The following is a 14,660-nucleotide window of genomic DNA, read 5'->3' on the forward strand; positions in this document are numbered from 1 at the left end:
TGTTGCTGCGTTTGATCAGCGTGACGCTCATGAAGAGCGTTATCACGATTCGCTGGAAACGTCACGAAATGCGAGGCCGCCGCTGCGTTGCATCTGCACCATGGCCGGCGCATGAAAAGTCTTGGTGATCTGCCGGGCGACGCCCTACATTGCCCCTGCTGCACACGCACATCGCACCCATTCCCACATGCACGTTCACCACCACCTCATAAGCAGACCACGGTCCTTGGCCGCGTAGGCCGCCCCGTCGGTGCCGGCGCGGCTCTTTTGGCTCGATGGGAGTCGCTGCGTCTGTGAGGTCGTCAATGAACAGTTTTTGGATCAGCCCGCTGGGCTTGATCGCGGTGGTGCTGGCCGTCATCCGGTTGGTCGACCACCTTTGCACGCTGTGGCGTGCTCGGCCGGCCGGCCGGCTGAACCTGCGGCGCTCCACGCTGCTGGCGGCAGCCACCAGCCTGTCGTCCACGATCTACGCCCACAGCATCGGGTCGGATCTGTACCTGCTGAGTGCTGCGCTGATCAATGCCGGCACCGCGCTGATGAATGTGCTTCTGCCTGTGGCGATGGCCGGCCGGCCGCCTGAGCTGACACCGTCTGTTGTGGACTCTGGCAACACCGCGGAGGACGCATGAAACACGAGCCTCTGCGCAACCGGTGTCTGGTGCCGCCGTGGCTGCGGCTGAAATACCTTCAGCGCATTCCGGATGCCTGGGTGGACCTGGTGTATGAGTTCATCGGCCTGGTCGACCAGATGTTCAGAGACTGCCCGCCCGCTGCTGGTGTGCTGCAGGCAGGCCATGCCGATGGGCAACTGCAGCTTCGCCTGCGCTGCCGTCCTGCGCCGTCCGTCCGAGAGCAGGAAGTGCTGCATGGGATCGCACTTCGGCTATGCCAGCTGTCTCGCTACCAGTATGGCGCCGAGCACGCCTTGCCGAGTTCCCCGGTGTGGGGCTACCGACCATCCGCAGCGCCGCACAACGTGGCGAACTTCGACCTCGACGAGTACATCGAGGATCGGATTGATCGTGCCTTGAAGCCTCAGGAAGTCACCGTGTTCGAGTGGGACTCGATGGCGCAGCTTGAGAAGCGCGCATCGGCGCGCGACGAAGCGCACGCGCGGCGGGTGGCCCAGGCCATGGCACGCCTGAACGAAACAGGGGCGACCAGGCCGCTGGCCAAGCCTGCCGGCGATTGGGCCGGCCAGCTTGAGCAATTGCAGCGTGAGGCGCCCAACTTCGCGGCCGTGTTGCAGGCCATGGTTCGGCCGCACCTCGCCATGTGCCAACTGGGCATCCGGCACCGCCTGCCGCCCATCCTGTTGGTGGGCCCGCCCGGCGTCGGCAAGACCAAGTTTGCGCACGCGCTTGCGCGCCTTCTCGGCGTGCCGCCACCCTTGGTGGTGTCGTTCGCTGAAGAGACGAACGCTGCGGCGCTGGCGGGCTCATCCACCTTCTGGTCCAACAGTTCTCCGGGCAAGCTCTTCGAGCATTTGGCTTGGGGCAGCCAGGGCAGGGACCCCGTTGCGAATCCCCTCGTGGTGGTGGACGAACTGGACAAGCGGGCCGGCCACACCTTCGATCCGCTGTCGGCCCTGTACAGCCTGCTGGAGGTGGACACCGCCAAGTGCTTCACCGACCAGTCCGTCCCGGACATCACCATCGACGCCAGCCATGTCCGGTTGATCGCCACCGCAAATGACATCGATGCGCTTCCCGAGCCCTTGCGGTCACGTCTGGCCATCTTCACGATCGAGCCGCCGACGGAACAGCAGTTGGCCGAGATCGTCCGGAACATCTACCGGGCGCTCGTTGCGGGCATGAACATCGCCATGCAGCAAGATCTGCCCGACGAGGTGGTGCGGCAGGCCGTGGTGTTGAGCCCGCGGGTGATCAAGAGCCGCCTGGAGACGTGCATCGGCCACGCGCTGCTGGCCGGGCGCACAGAGGTTCAAGGCTGCGACTGGGCGCTGGCCAATCTGGGGCTTGGGGCGCCCCAGCGGGCCAGGATCGGCTTCATCAACGGGGCGGGGTGAATTCAACGCCCTCCGGGGCGACCGCCACGCTGGCGCGCCAGGGTGTCGTCCAACGCGCTGAACAGCAGCTCGAACATGGGATCTGGCGTCAGCCTCAGGCGCGCCCGCACGCGCTCTGCGTGTGACACGGTGATGTGCTTGAAGGCGGGGTCCTGCATGCGGGTGCTGACCGATGCCCGGCGTATGCAGATCCGGCAGGTCATGTCGCGGCCGGCTGCGCTGTCCCAGTGCGCCGCCCGCTTCTTGCAGAGCGCGGTGCTGCGAAACGGGCGGGCCAGATGCACGCGGCCGTGTTCCGCCACGCGTTCATAGAACGGGTGCAGCGCATGCTGGCGCTGCACTTCCGTTTCCGCAAAACCGCGGATCTGGCCCCACACGTCCGCCATGCTGCCCGGTGCGACGTGCAGGTCCATCGCCTCGCCCGGCGCCGGGGGCAGTTCGGTCTGAGCTGGTGCGTACACGGCCGTCACGCACAGCCGTTGAAGGACCCAGCGAAACCGGAGGGTGAAGCCGCGGGCCAGGTCGTTTGATGACAGGCGATCGATGTGGTCGCCGCAGAACTCTGCCCATGGAACGGGTTTGAAAACTTCAAGCATCGTGGTCCCCGGAGTATTCGTCGTCGGATGGAAGAATAATGTCCACCGACATGGCCTTTGCCCTTGGCTGTGACGCTTGAAACGCGGAAATGTCTTGTGGCCGGGTCAGTGTCGACTTGATTATCTCAATCATGTCTGGCTGGTGTCGCTGAACCCAGGCGCCGATGATGATGTTCTGCCGTGTGCGTCGGCGCCGCTCGGCGTCGGCGTCTTTGGCCAGTACGGTAGCTTTGCGGTTCTTCAGTCGCTGAATTTGTCGCTCAATTGAGTCGATGTCTTCTTGGCTCATACGCCATCCCTTTATCTGAAAATTCAGTATATTGGGTTTGTCTCGGCAGTTGGTGCCGATGGCTGCGTTTGCTGCCCCGTATATTTGGCCCTCTCCCGGCAGGGCGCACTTAGAGTATTCGACTGCGTCGAATACGTGCGATCGGGTGGCCCCGATACCCCATGAATGGACTGTCAGTGTGGCGATCTACCATCTGAGCGCGAAACCGCCGATTCGCCGGGCCGATGGCCGCTGTGCGACCGCGGCCGCGGCGTATCGAGCCGGCTGCGCGATCGTGGACGAGCGCACCGGCACCCGTCACGACTACCGCCGTCGCCATGGTGTCGTGTGCGCGCGGCTGCACTTGCCCGGCGGCGCTGAACTGACCGATCGGGCGGCGTTCTGGAACGCGCTTGAACACCACCACCGCCGCAAGGACGCCGTCCTCGCCAGGGAGGTGGTGATCGGCTTGCCCGCTGAACTGGCGGAGGTGGACCGCGCGCGGGTGGCCAACACCTTCGCCATGGCGATCTCAGCGCGCTACGGTGTCGCCGTCGACTGTGCGATCCACCTGCCGTCGGGCCGTGGCGATGATCGAAATCACCACGCACATTTGCTGATCAGCGCTTGCCATGTGGATGGGACGGGTGCGCTCGGCAGCAAGGCACTCCTGCTGGATCCGATCCATTGCCGAAAGGCGCGCGTGGGTGATTCCGTGAGCTGGCTGAGGCCGGCATGGGAGCGCGCGGTCAACGACGCGCTCGCAGAAGTGGGATCTCGGGCGCGCATCGACCACCGCAGTCACGCCGTGCGCGGCATCCATCGTCGGCCAACGATTCACAACGGCATCGGCCCCGGCGCTCCGCAGCGCCGCTACCGCAACGAGATGAACCGGCAGCGGAACATCGAGTGCGAGCAAATTGACCAATCCATCCGGCGCTTGCGCACGCTGAAGAACAAGCTGCTGCAGCGACAAGCCGAGATTGATGCCCGGTGTGCAAGGCTGGGCGGGAAACGCCTTGCAGCGTCCGGTAGCCCATCCCGCGCGATGAAACCATCGTCACGATCGGCTTCAAAGGCAGGGAAGGTGCGTCCGTGAATACCGGTGCTGATGTTGGCGCGAAATTCTTCGGCTTCGCAGTTGAAAGATCGCAGCGTTGCACCCAGCTAAAAAGTACACAGCTCCACCTCGTGGCCTGATTGGCCGTCCTCCTTGAACACCGTGCCTGCCTCCTTGAATGCCATGGAACAGATCTCCTTGAAATGTCCGGGATGTATTCGCCGCGGCATAAGATTACTTAGAAGCAGGCGATTCTGAGATTTGCCGAAAACCTCAGTTACTTCAAGCACTTGAAGGGCCAAGTGTGAGGTTGAAATGTCCAGTGGGCTGGACTTTCAGTCCGATCCAGGCCCGGCGCACCGCAGCTACTCAATCATGCAACTTGTCAACGAGCACAACGCCGATCAGCGACTCAAGGAGTTGGACGCCGCCGACGCGGCGGCCGAGCAAGAGTCCAAGAACCACAACTTCCTGCAGTTTCACCGGGAGTCGTTCAAGCCGTTTCGCGGCCTGATGGCTCGGTCAAACGTGTCGGCACGTGTTCTGCTGTGCCTGGCGCAGGAGATGTCGTTTTCCAATGACATCGGCTACAGCGTCGAAGCCTTGATGCGCGACGCTGACGCCTCGCGCAGTTCGGTCTTCGATGCGCTGAGATTGCTGGAGAACGAGAAGTGGATCCAGAAGTGCTCCAGCTCGGTGGGGACGCACTACCGTGTCAACTCGCGGGTTTTTTGGTCCTCCAAGAAAGCCTATCGGTCCGGCAGTTTCTCGGACGCATTGCTCATCCCGGACAAAGACAAGCCCATCAAATCCCAGCGGCTGACGAGCAAGACGGTGGTTGCCAAAGTCGATGTGAAACGAGGCAAGGCTGCGCCATGAAGAACTGATTGGAAGGCTGGAGGGCCTTCCAATTCAGAGTGCATCAGGGAACGTAGTAGTTGGGCAGTTGCGGAAAGCGCAGCCCCAATCTTTTGCCGGCTGCGATCAGGCCCCGCTCGCTCCGCGCCGTAACGACTTTGCCTTTTTGGTTGGTGATGATGCTGTGTGGAATCATGGCCCCGGGATTGGGGTCCAGCCAAACCAGGCAGGGCAAGGGCTCGCTTTCTGTGCCCCAAGGGGCAATCATCACCGTACCAGGCTGATCCTTGATCTGGGATGCGTCGATGCTGAATCTCATTTTTGAATCTCAACTGAAAATTGGGCCGTCGCACACCGAAGGCGCGGCGGCCCGCTTGATTGCAGGCTTGATTTATTGCGGCAGGATGAGCGAAGGCTTGAGGTCGGCGATCATTTGATCGATTTCAGGCTCACGCCACGCGACCGTGCGTTTTCCAACGCGGACGGGTTGGGGGTAATGCCCGGCCCTGATTCCTGCATAAAAACTGGAGCGGCTCACAGGAATTCGCTTCAGAACGTCGTTGATGCGGATGAGGTACTCGCCGCGGCGAATGGGCTTGTCAGACTTGCTCATGGAAGACTTTCGAAGTTGGATGAGGAAAACTTGCTGCCACCGTTCAGGATGATTATTTTTCTCATCCAAGTGGCAACCAAGTGATTCAAATTCTTCCAGGTAAATGCAGGGTTGTGCGAGCGGAGCGGTCGCTAATGCCCTGTGCATTCGCTTCGAACGTTTCGTTGGTTTCGTCCGTCTGCGAGAAACTGGTTTGAAACCAGATCGCCGACGAATCCGTGGCGCATGCCTTGTGCAAGCGGCAACCTTGCGCCAGCTCGGATCCGCGCGGCGGACCTTCAGGCAGCGCGTTCCGGGCGGCGAGGCGTCATCAGCGCCGGCCGCCGACCACCTGCGCCGGGGCGCAGTGCGCGGCTATGCGCCGCGGTCTGGTGGTGCGGCGGCTTCGTCCGGCGGGGCGGGAGCGGCTTGTCTAGAACTCGTAGGGAGCCTTGCCGGCTGGGGCCTCGTCCAAGTCGTCTTCGGGGGCTGGCATACTCTCCGGCTCTTCGTCGAAGATCACACCTTCGTAGCCCCCGTCGCTTTCGTCATATTCAAGGAAGTCGTCGGCGTCGTCGCGATCAAAGAATTTGTCGATGTCCTCGGGTGTCAGTTCCTTCAGAACAGCTTCTCGGATCTTGAAGAGCAGCTTCGATCTTGCGGCCGGGTCGTAAAAGCGGATGCCCCGTTCAGCCAGATCCTTGAAGCGACTATCAGCCAAAGCGTGTGCGGAGGTGAAACCGCCCCAACCTCGAACACCGGCCTCGTAGCACATCAACCAGAGCTCTTCGCGCAGTGACTCAGCCCCATCGACTGTGCGCCAGAAGTTTTCCTTCGGCGCCACGGCTAGGAAGCCTGATGCTGACAAGTCCATAAGAAGCAGCGCGCAGACGGAACTTGGCATCACAGAAACCAGACCCACGCACGCGGGGTCAAGCTGGATTTCCAACTCTTTGCACATCCAAAGGCACCAGGCGACCTCGCTGTGATGACCCAGCCCGGCATGCTCTTGGATCAAGGCCACAACGGTTCGAGTGATACGCGTGACGTTGAGCGGGTAGCCGTAAAACTTGTAGGTCGCCAGGACCTGCGCGATCGTCTGAAGCGTGTTCGGATGGGACAACGCGACATGGCACAGGCGCGCCTCGAAGAGCTCCCAGTTCTCATGCCTGATCAGAACCGACGACGCGCGCTTCAGCGCATACGCCATGACGTTTTCGTCTGCGTTCGTCCTGGCAAGATCGTTGGCAAGCTCGAAGAAGTGATGAATGTCGGACCGCTGCCGCCGGCCGTGCTTATCGATCTGGAAGCTCCGTAGCTGGTGCGTCCAATAGTCATCCACGATTTCTGCCACCGAGCAGATCTTGGTCTTCTCGAAGTTGATCTGAAGCTCGAACTCCTTGAGAGCGGACGAGAGAGCAGCCAGCGCGGCTTCGGCTGCCGCCACGTTCGGGAAGAACAGGAAGTAGTCGTCAACGTAGCGAAACCCAGCAGGCCAGCAGCCAAGCGACGTCGCAAAGAGCAGGTCGACCGAAGTCGAAATCGCTTCGGCCACTACATGCGATGTATCTGGCCCGATCGGCAGCCCCATGGTCTGCTCGTCTTGACCCTGCCGGAGCGCTTTGTCGATGAGGTTGCCGAAGAAGTCTGGCGTCGTCTTGTAGCGGTTCTCTTTTGCCTTGGCGGCCTCCTTGGTATGGAGTGCCCACGGCACCGAGTGCGTGTAGATCGTCGGAAAGAACCGGGAGATGTCGGTTCTGAGCATGTAGCGGTAACCCGCCGACTCGAGAACCTTGAGGTCATGCAACCTCTGCATTGACGGGATGCACGCCGCCCGACCACCATCGTTCAAAAACCTGGGGTGGCTTCTGCTCAGTCGTGACTTTCGATAGTGCCGAAGAAAGTCCCGCCAGTGCCGCGCCACGAAGGTCGCCAAGAATAGCTGTGGCACGGGGTTGGTGATGCTCGTCGTTCTGCGCTGATGCCCCGCCCGAGCCACGCTGAAGAGCTCTGCCTTGCAAGCAGGCCACGTGGGCTTCTCGTCGTTCACGGCCCAAACCGCCTGCAGATCGGCCGCATGTGCGGCCAGCTGCTGGGTGGTGAATGCCGGGGGCAACTGGGATGGAAAGTAGCCCTTGCCTAGGAGAAGGGTGGCGCGGTCCTTTGCCATGACGTCCTCAGGCCCGCGCCGCGCCACCACTGTCAACCGAGGGTTTCGGTGGCAACATCTTGTACGTCGCATCAAATACCGAATCCGTCAGCCAGCGCTTGAAGTTCGCGTTATCGCTGAACTGCTTGAACAGCTCAGTGTGGTCGGTCAGCAGCTCCAGCACCACGCGCCCCAACGCCTTGTCGTGCTCCAGCTTGGCGTTCTGCTTGCTGGAGTTCTTCTGGGCGTTCTGATAGGCCGTGTCTTGCGCGACCTTGGCCGGAATCTCTTCGGCGATCACCTGCCGGATCTTGTCGGCGTCCTTCCAGTCGATGTTGCCGAACAGATCGTTGAAGGTCTTGATGATGTTGGACAGCTTGTCCACTTCAGGCTCGGGCAGCCCGCCACCGGCACCCATCGGCGCTGGCTCCAGCGTGCCGTCGGCTTCGTCCATGGCCATCGCCAGTGAGGCGTTCACCTCAGGGCGGTAGCTGTCCATGTCAATGGCTTCGAGCACGCCTTTGGACAGGTCCTCCTCCTTCGGAGCGGGCAGCTTCGGAATCAGGAAGTTCAGGAAGATCGACAGCTTCTCCCACGCCGGGTGGCCGTAGGGCAGGATGGCGCCCAGGAAGCCGTAGCTGCGCACGAAGCCCTTGGCCTTGCCCTTGAACTCCACCTGCTGCTCTTCGTTGAGCTGCTCGGTGTAGACCGCCACGCAGGTATCCAGGATCGGATCAAGGGTGTCGCGCTCGGCGCCGCTCACGAACAACGCCACCAGCTGCTCCACCTGCGCCCAGGCATAGACCTGGTGGCCGTCCAGATCGGCCTTCAGATCGTGTAGCTTGTTCGGGTCGGTCTCGCCCACCTGGACCGTGGCGCGGTAGTAATCCTGGAACGCCGCCTTCACCGCCTCCTCGTTGTCGGCGAAGTCCAGCACGAAGGTGTCGTGCTTTTGCGGGTGTGCCCGGTTCAACCGCGACAGTGTCTGCACCGCCAGCACGCCGGCCAGCGGTTTGTCGACGTACATCGTGTGCAACAACGGTTCGTCGAAGCCCGTGACGTACTTGTTGGCCACGATCAGAAAGCGATACGGGTCCTGCTTCAGCTTGGCGGGGATGTCCTTGCTGGGGAAGTCGTTCAGGTCGGCCTCGGTGCGCTTCTCGCCGTTGACCTCGTGCTCACCCGAGTACGCCACGATGGCCTTGAACGGGCTCTTCATCTCCTTCAGGTAGTCGCTGACGGTGAAGTAGTAGTCCACCGCACGCGCGATACCGCTGCACACGATCATGGCGCGCGCATGACCGCCAATCTTGCGTTTGCCCGCCACCTGCACCGTGAAGTGGTCCACCATGATCTCGGCCTTCTTGCGGATCGCCTTTTCATGGGACTCGACGTAGGCGCGCATCTTCTTCAGCGCCTTCTTCTTGTCGAAGTCTGGATCGTCCTCGACCGTCTTGGCCACGCGGTAGAAGCTGTCCACCGGCGTGTAGTTCTTGATCACATCGAGGATGAAGCCCTCCGCGATCGCCTGCTTGGTGGTGTAGGTCAACTCCGGCCGCGCGCGGAAATGAACCTTGCCGCCTTCCTCTTCGCGCTCGCCAAACAGTTCCAGTGTCTTGTTCTTTGGCGTGGCGGTGAAGGCGAAGTAGCTGGCGTTGCCCAGCATCTTGCGCGACTCGATCAAGTGGTTGACCTTGTCCTCCACCGACTCCTCGTCGCCTTCCTCGTCCCCATCGGCGCCCGACAGGGCCAGATGCATCTTGGCGGTCGTTTTGCCGCCCTGACTGGAATGCGCCTCGTCGATCAGCAGCGCAAAGCGTTTGGCCGCCATGCCGCCCAGCTCATCCAACACCCACGGGAACTTCTGCACCGTGGTGACGATGATCTTCCTGCCCTGGCTCAGGTAGCCGCGCAGCTCATCGGCGCTGTCGGAGTGGCCGAAGATCGACGACACATGGTCGAAGCCCTTGATGGTGCGGGCGATGGCGGTGTCCAGTGCGCGGCGATCGGTGATGACCACCACCGTGTCGAACAACGGCTTCAGCAGATCGCCGGATGCCTTCAGCTCCACCAGCTGGTGCGCCAGCCACGCGATGGTGTTGCTCTTGCCGCTGCCGGCAGAGTGCTGGATCAGGTAGCGGCGGCCTACCCCTTCATGTCGCGCCGCCTGCAGCAGCGCCCGCACCGAGCGCAGCTGGTGGAAGCGCGGGAAGACCTGTTTGCGCTTATTCTTGCCCTTCTCGTCCTCTTCCTCGACGACCTGGGCGAAATTCTCGATGATGTTGGCCAGCGACTCCTTGGCCAGCACCTGCTTCCACAGGTAGTCGGTCTTCAGGCCCTGCGGGTTGGGCGGGTTGCCGGCGCCATCGTTGTGGCCTTTGTTGAAGGGCAGGAACCACGAACTCTTGCCCGTCAGGTGCGTGCAGAAGCGCACCTCGGCGTCGTCCACCGCGAAGTGCACCATGCAGCGGCCGAGCTGGAACAGCAGCTCATGCGGCGGCCGCGTGGTCTGGTACTGCACCACCGCGTCCTGCACCGTCTGCTTGGTCAGCGAGTTCTTCAGCTCGAAGGTGATCAGCGGCAGGCCGTTCAGGAAGATCACCATGTCCAGCGAACGCTGGGCTTCGTCGTTGCTGTAGCGCAGCTGGCGCGTGACGCTGAAGACGTTCTTCTTGAAGTTCTCGGCCGAGGCCGGGTCGGTGGGCGTGGGCAGCACCTTGTACAGGTCCACATGTGCCGGCCCGTGGCTCACGCCCTTGCGCAGCACGTCCACCACGCCCCGCTTGGCGATCTCGCCCTGCAGGCGGTGCAGGAACTGGGTTCGCTTGGTGCCTTCCTCCGCCAGGCCGAGGGCGGCGAAGAGCTTGGGCTGCGAGTCCTGCAGGAAGGCCAGCAGCTTGGGCACATCCAGTGCCAGGTCGCGGTTGTAGTCGGCCGGGGCGCCCTGCACGTAGCGGCCCACCGCATAGTGGCCCGTGCCAGCCTGCACGGTGTCGGCGGGCACGGCCTGCGCCGGGGGCTGCCCGGTCAGGTGCCGCACGATCAGGCTTTCCAGCCCCTTTTCAGTCGTGTCCGTCGTCGCCATCGGTTTCCTCTTCCGTGGTGTCGTTGTCGTCATCATCGCCGAGCGCCGTCAGGTCTTCCTCGGTGATCTGGTCTTCGGGGCTGGGTTGCCAACTGCGTACGTCGATTTGGCCCGTGATTACATCGGCAATTTGGCTCTCGCGGTACTCGCGAAGTAGTCGGATCTCCGATTCAGCTTGCGCGATCGCCTTTTCAATTGGCTCGCAAGCTGTGCTGAGTGCTGTGAGGATCTCGTCTTGCTCTTCTAAGCTCGGCAAGACGACCCCAAGCTTGAAGTAGGCCTTCGAATCCAAGTTTTGGATGCCAGTGGTCTGCTTAATGAAGGGCGCGACCACACGGCGAGCGTGCAGGTGACTCAGCAACAGCAGAAGATAGTTCGACCGGACTCGCGCACGGTTGGGGACGAGCCTAGATAGGAAGTTTGAACATACGGCGTGCTGATTCAGATCGAACGCGACAACCCGACCGACAGGCGTCTTCTCTCCGCCTCCTGACTTTTCAAGCAAGAGGTCCCCATGCGACAACATCCTCCCTGCACGCTCTGATTTGGTTATTGCACGAACCGTCAGCTTCGACGTTGCGATCTTGAGGCGGTCAGTATCGAAGTCGGCAACACGCACACAGACCAAGTGATCCGCCCCATTCTTATCGGTGGGATCAACGCCCCACACGCCAGCACGGCAAACCTGAATGCAGTCGCTCAAACGTGCCGGCTGCCAGTGGGCTGGAGCATCACCAATCCAGTCAATGCCAGATGGACACAGATTGGTTGAAGCGGAAAGCCCACGCCTGACGATGCGGTCTACAAGCTCCAACCTCTGCTCAACCAATAGCCCTATGAGATCGCGCTTGGCCTTGATGAAGCGTGCGATCAGAGCATCCTTCGCGCGCAGGTATTCGACGATCTTGTCTTGTTCGGCGTGCGGCGGCTGCAGCAGCGGAATGTCCAGAAATTGCGCGGGATACAGCCTCAGTCGCGAAGAACGGATGCCCGTTGAGCGGCCGATGTACTCCGAAACGTAGGCGCGTGTACGCAGCAGGTAGTCCAGGTACGCGGGGTTGAAGCTGTTGGCGTCGTGCGGACGGTATACGCCGTAAGCCGGACTCACGATACCCAGGTGGCGGCTGGCACCCAACGCAGCCATCCACGCCCACAAGGTGTTGATCACGATGTCACCAGGTCGCGCCAGCTTTGCACCGACGTAGCTCGCAGCCTTGAACATCGTTACCTTTTTCTGGCTGCGGGGGGTGACGCCGGTGAGGTGTGATACCGAGAGCAGTTCCTCTTGACCGGTGCGGGAGCGTTCGTCCACCTCACGAAAAAAGGTCTTGGCCCGCTGCTCAACCCAGTGGGCAGGCACGGGCGGTAGCCAGCGCATGCGCGGCTGGCGGTAGCTGTCGTAGGCGGTAGCCATCAGGCGGCTCCCACCACTTTCTGCAGCAGGCCTTCGGTCTGCCGCTCCAGCTTCAGGATGTCCTCGCGGATCTCTGCCAGCGTCCGCATGGGCACCGGCTTGTAGAAGTAGCGCGCAAACGAGACCTCGTAGCCGATCTTGGTGGCGGTCATGTCGATCCAGGCATCCGATGCATGGGGCAACACCTCACGCTGAAAGAAGGCCTCGATGCCGCCCACCTCGGTCAGCGGCACCTGCTCGGTGTCGCGCAGGTCGGTGTCGGGCTCGTACTCCACCATGGTGCGGCCCTTGCCATCCTGCTCCAGGTAGGCACCGTCAAAGCCGGGCTCGAAATGGTCGCTGGCTTTGAGCTTGGTGCGCTTGGCGATGACCGGCGGCGCCATCTCGTCACGCCAGCTCACGGCACGGTAGATCAGCTTCTTGTCGGGGGCGCTGATCTTCTGGCCTGCTGCCTTTATCGCCGCCTCGAACTTGGCGCGAAAGTCGTTGTGGTCGTCGAACACGTCTTCACCCAGGGCCTTCTGGGCAAGCCGCGCCAGGTCCACCAGCTGCTTGTCGCGGGCCCAGGCGTTCGGGTCCAGCAGCTTCTTGCGACGCTTCTCGGGCACAGCCTTGCGCGCGGGTTTGGCCTCGCCGTCGTCCTCGGCTTCGTCGTCATCGTCGTCCGAGCCGCCCTCGTCGCCCTTTAGCCAGGCCTCCATCTCGGGCTTGAGCTTGTGGAACTCAGTGTAGAGCTTCTCGCCCCAGCGGCCGTGGGCCTCGGTGCGCAAGGCTTCGTCACCCGATGCGAAGCGCAGGGCTTCGATGGCACGATGGCTGAGCTGGCTCTTCAGGCGCTGCGGGCGCTCGACCGTGATCTTCCAGTATCCGAAGTCGGCGTTGTTGAACCACTTGCATTCCGGCCTGGCGGCGGCGGCTTCAGCGTCTGCAGGGGGCTGGGCCAGGTAGTGGTCCATCACGCGCTGGATGTCGTCCTTCGACATCTCGCAGTTCTTCTTGCCCAGGTTGCGCCGCAGCGGTTGCAGCCAGCGGCTGGCATCGATCAGCTGCACCTTTCCGCGCCGGTGCTCGGCCTTGCGGTTGGTGAGCACCCAAACGTAGGTGGCGATGCCGGTGTTGTAGAAGATGTTCAGCGGCAGGGCGATGATGGCTTCCAGCCAGTCGTTCTCGATCACCCAGCGGCGGACGTTGCTCTCGCCCTGGCCAGCGTCGCCGGTGAACAGTGCCGAGCCGTTATGGACCAGCGCGATGCGGCTACCCAGCTCGGTGTTGTGCACCATCTTCTGGACCTTGTTGACCAGGAACATCAGCTGGCCGTCGCTGGAGCGCGTGATCAGCTTGAATTCCGGGTCACCGCCGTGCTTGACGATGAAACGCGGGTCGCTGAACTCCTTCTTGCCGCCCAGGCGGGCCAGGTCGGTCTTCCAGCTCTTGCCATAGGGCGGGTTCGACAGCATGAAGTCGAAGTCGCGCGACGGGAACTGGTCGGCCGACAGGGTGGACTTGTCGGCGCCGCCGACGATGTTCTCGGCCTCTGCACCTTCGCCCTTCAGCAGCAGATCGGCCTTGCAGATGGCGTAGGTCTCGGGGTTGATCTCTTGCCCAAAGAGATGGATGGATACCTCTTTGCCATGGTCCTTGGCCAGTTCCAGCAAAGCCTCTTCCGCCACCGTCAACATGCCGCCCGTGCCGCAGCAGCCGTCGTACAGCGAGTAGGTGCTGGACTGGATCTTGTCGGCCACCGGCAGGAACAGCAGCTTGGCCATCAGGCTGACCACGTCACGCGGGGTGAAGTGTTCGCCGGCCTCTTCGTTGTTCTCTTCGTTGAAGCGCCGGATCAGCTCTTCAAACACCGTGCCCATGCCGTGGTTGTCCAGGCCTGGCAGGCGCACGCGACCATCCTCGTCCAGCACGTCCTTGGGCGACAGGTTGACTTCGGTGTTCATGAAGTCGCTGATCAGGTGGCCCAGGATGTCGGCTTCCACCAGCGTCTGGATCTGATCGTGGAACTTGAACTTGGTCAGGATCTCGCGCACGTTGGGCGAGAAGCCATCCAGGTAAGCGATGAAGCTGTCGCGCAAGCGTTGCCCACTGGCAATGGCTTGCAGGTCGGCCAGCGTGGTGGCTGCCGTGTTGTAGAAGGCCTGGCCAGCTGCGCTGCGCAGCGCGCCATCCTGGTTGGCGACCTGGGCGGCATCCAGCTGCTTCTTCATCGCCAGCACGGCTTGCTTGGTGGGCTCCAGCAGCGCATCCAAACGGCGCAGCACGATGAAGGGCAGGATCACGTCGCGGTACTTGCCGCGCACATAGACGTCACGCAGTCGGTCGTCTGCGATGTTCCAGATGAAGTCGGCGATCCACTTGAGTTGCGATTGGTCCATGTTCTTGTTGTGATGCGTTCTGGTGCTGCCGGTGACCGAATTCTTGTTGCGTGGGCCGAGCCCTTGCACATAAAGAGAGCCCGCATGACGCGGGCTCCGGTTCAAAGAGTTGCTGTGAAATCAACGGCCTTTGGGCTTGGCGCTGGGCCGTTGGGTCAGTGCAGACGCTGCCACCGACTTCACTGCGGCCGGGGTCTTGGGATTGCTCAACAGCTTCGATGCCGT

The 14,660-nt window shown here is 62.0% G+C and carries 12 protein-coding genes; 4 read left to right on the forward strand and 8 right to left on the reverse strand.

Annotated features, from left to right (window positions below; genetic code table 11):
• The first annotated feature begins 305 nt into the window (after positions 1–305).
• Positions 306–632 (forward strand): hypothetical protein, encoded by a 327-nt coding sequence (locus N4G63_RS02775; protein ID WP_314599319.1) that lies wholly within the window; start codon positions 306–308, stop codon positions 630–632.
• Positions 629–2,032 carry an AAA family ATPase gene (locus N4G63_RS02780; RefSeq protein WP_314599320.1) on the forward strand — a complete coding sequence of 468 codons (1,404 nt, stop codon included), beginning with the start codon at positions 629–631 and terminating at the stop codon, positions 2,030–2,032. The genes N4G63_RS02775 and N4G63_RS02780 overlap by 4 nt, the downstream gene beginning before the upstream one ends.
• A gap of 2 nt (positions 2,033–2,034) precedes the next feature.
• On the opposite strand, the gene N4G63_RS02785 is transcribed toward N4G63_RS02780, so the two are convergent.
• Both N4G63_RS02785 and N4G63_RS02790 read right to left on the reverse strand, forming a co-directional pair.
• Positions 2,035–2,628, reverse strand: a complete 594-nt coding sequence (locus tag N4G63_RS02785) for a hypothetical protein (protein ID WP_314599321.1) — start codon at positions 2,626–2,628, stop codon at positions 2,035–2,037.
• On the reverse strand, positions 2,621–2,917 hold the full coding sequence (locus tag N4G63_RS02790; protein WP_314599322.1) for a hypothetical protein: 297 nt from the start codon (positions 2,915–2,917) through the stop codon (positions 2,621–2,623). The genes N4G63_RS02785 and N4G63_RS02790 overlap by 8 nt, the downstream gene beginning before the upstream one ends.
• 178 nt (positions 2,918–3,095) lie before the next feature.
• Here N4G63_RS02790 and N4G63_RS02795 point away from each other — a divergent pair, with 178 nt between their 5' ends.
• Positions 3,096–3,995: a MobA/MobL family protein gene (locus N4G63_RS02795; protein WP_260788877.1), complete on the forward strand. Its 900-nt coding sequence runs from the start codon at positions 3,096–3,098 to the stop codon at positions 3,993–3,995.
• Positions 3,996–4,331: 336 nt separating this feature from the next.
• On the forward strand, positions 4,332–4,835 hold the full coding sequence (locus N4G63_RS02800) for a hypothetical protein (RefSeq protein WP_260788876.1): 504 nt from the start codon (positions 4,332–4,334) through the stop codon (positions 4,833–4,835).
• Positions 4,836–4,878: 43 nt separating this feature from the next.
• Here N4G63_RS02800 and N4G63_RS02805 read toward each other — a convergent pair whose 3' ends face one another.
• The 6 genes from N4G63_RS02805 to N4G63_RS02830 all read right to left on the reverse strand — a co-directional run bounded on the left by N4G63_RS02805 (position 4,879) and on the right by N4G63_RS02830 (position 14,435).
• Positions 4,879–5,133 carry a hypothetical protein gene (locus N4G63_RS02805; protein WP_260788875.1) on the reverse strand — a complete coding sequence of 85 codons (255 nt, stop codon included), beginning with the start codon at positions 5,131–5,133 and terminating at the stop codon, positions 4,879–4,881.
• A gap of 72 nt (positions 5,134–5,205) precedes the next feature.
• Positions 5,206–5,427: a helix-turn-helix transcriptional regulator gene (locus N4G63_RS02810; RefSeq protein WP_260788874.1), complete on the reverse strand. Its 222-nt coding sequence runs from the start codon at positions 5,425–5,427 to the stop codon at positions 5,206–5,208.
• Positions 5,428–5,839: 412 nt separating this feature from the next.
• Positions 5,840–7,576 carry an RNA-directed DNA polymerase gene (locus N4G63_RS02815; protein WP_314599323.1) on the reverse strand — a complete coding sequence of 579 codons (1,737 nt, stop codon included), beginning with the start codon at positions 7,574–7,576 and terminating at the stop codon, positions 5,840–5,842.
• Between the two features lie 7 nt (positions 7,577–7,583).
• Positions 7,584–10,640, reverse strand: a complete 3,057-nt coding sequence (locus tag N4G63_RS02820; protein ID WP_314599324.1) for a type I restriction endonuclease subunit R — start codon at positions 10,638–10,640, stop codon at positions 7,584–7,586.
• Entirely contained in the window at positions 10,618–12,054 is a 1,437-nt protein-coding gene (locus N4G63_RS02825; protein ID WP_260788871.1) for a restriction endonuclease subunit S, read from the reverse strand. The genes N4G63_RS02820 and N4G63_RS02825 overlap by 23 nt, the downstream gene beginning before the upstream one ends.
• Positions 12,054–14,435: a type I restriction-modification system subunit M gene (locus N4G63_RS02830; protein WP_314599325.1), complete on the reverse strand. Its 2,382-nt coding sequence runs from the start codon at positions 14,433–14,435 to the stop codon at positions 12,054–12,056. Before N4G63_RS02830 ends, N4G63_RS02825 begins: the two co-directional genes overlap by 1 nt.
• Between the last annotated feature and the right edge of the window lie 225 nt (positions 14,436–14,660).

Origin of the sequence: Aquabacterium sp. OR-4 (assembly GCF_025290835.2) — a bacterium.
Lineage (GTDB): Bacteria > Pseudomonadota > Gammaproteobacteria > Burkholderiales > Burkholderiaceae_C > Pseudaquabacterium.

Bases quoted from the DNA above. Each gene is read 5' to 3' on its own strand.
- N4G63_RS02775 (WP_314599319.1), top strand. From the start codon at position 306: ATGAACAGTTTTTGGATCAGCCCGCTGGGCTTGATCGCGGTGGTGCTG.
- N4G63_RS02780 (WP_314599320.1), top strand. From the start codon at position 629: ATGAAACACGAGCCTCTGCGCAACCGGTGTCTGGTGCCGCCGTGGCTG.
- N4G63_RS02785 (WP_314599321.1), bottom strand. From the start codon at position 2,628: ATGCTTGAAGTTTTCAAACCCGTTCCATGGGCAGAGTTCTGCGGCGAC.
- N4G63_RS02790 (WP_314599322.1), bottom strand. From the start codon at position 2,917: ATGAGCCAAGAAGACATCGACTCAATTGAGCGACAAATTCAGCGACTG.
- N4G63_RS02800 (WP_260788876.1), top strand. From the start codon at position 4,332: ATGCAACTTGTCAACGAGCACAACGCCGATCAGCGACTCAAGGAGTTG.
- N4G63_RS02805 (WP_260788875.1), bottom strand. From the start codon at position 5,133: ATGAGATTCAGCATCGACGCATCCCAGATCAAGGATCAGCCTGGTACG.
- N4G63_RS02810 (WP_260788874.1), bottom strand. From the start codon at position 5,427: ATGAGCAAGTCTGACAAGCCCATTCGCCGCGGCGAGTACCTCATCCGC.
- N4G63_RS02815 (WP_314599323.1), bottom strand. From the start codon at position 7,576: ATGGCAAAGGACCGCGCCACCCTTCTCCTAGGCAAGGGCTACTTTCCA.
- N4G63_RS02820 (WP_314599324.1), bottom strand. From the start codon at position 10,640: ATGGCGACGACGGACACGACTGAAAAGGGGCTGGAAAGCCTGATCGTG.
- N4G63_RS02825 (WP_260788871.1), bottom strand. From the start codon at position 12,054: ATGGCTACCGCCTACGACAGCTACCGCCAGCCGCGCATGCGCTGGCTA.
- N4G63_RS02830 (WP_314599325.1), bottom strand. From the start codon at position 14,435: ATGGACCAATCGCAACTCAAGTGGATCGCCGACTTCATCTGGAACATC.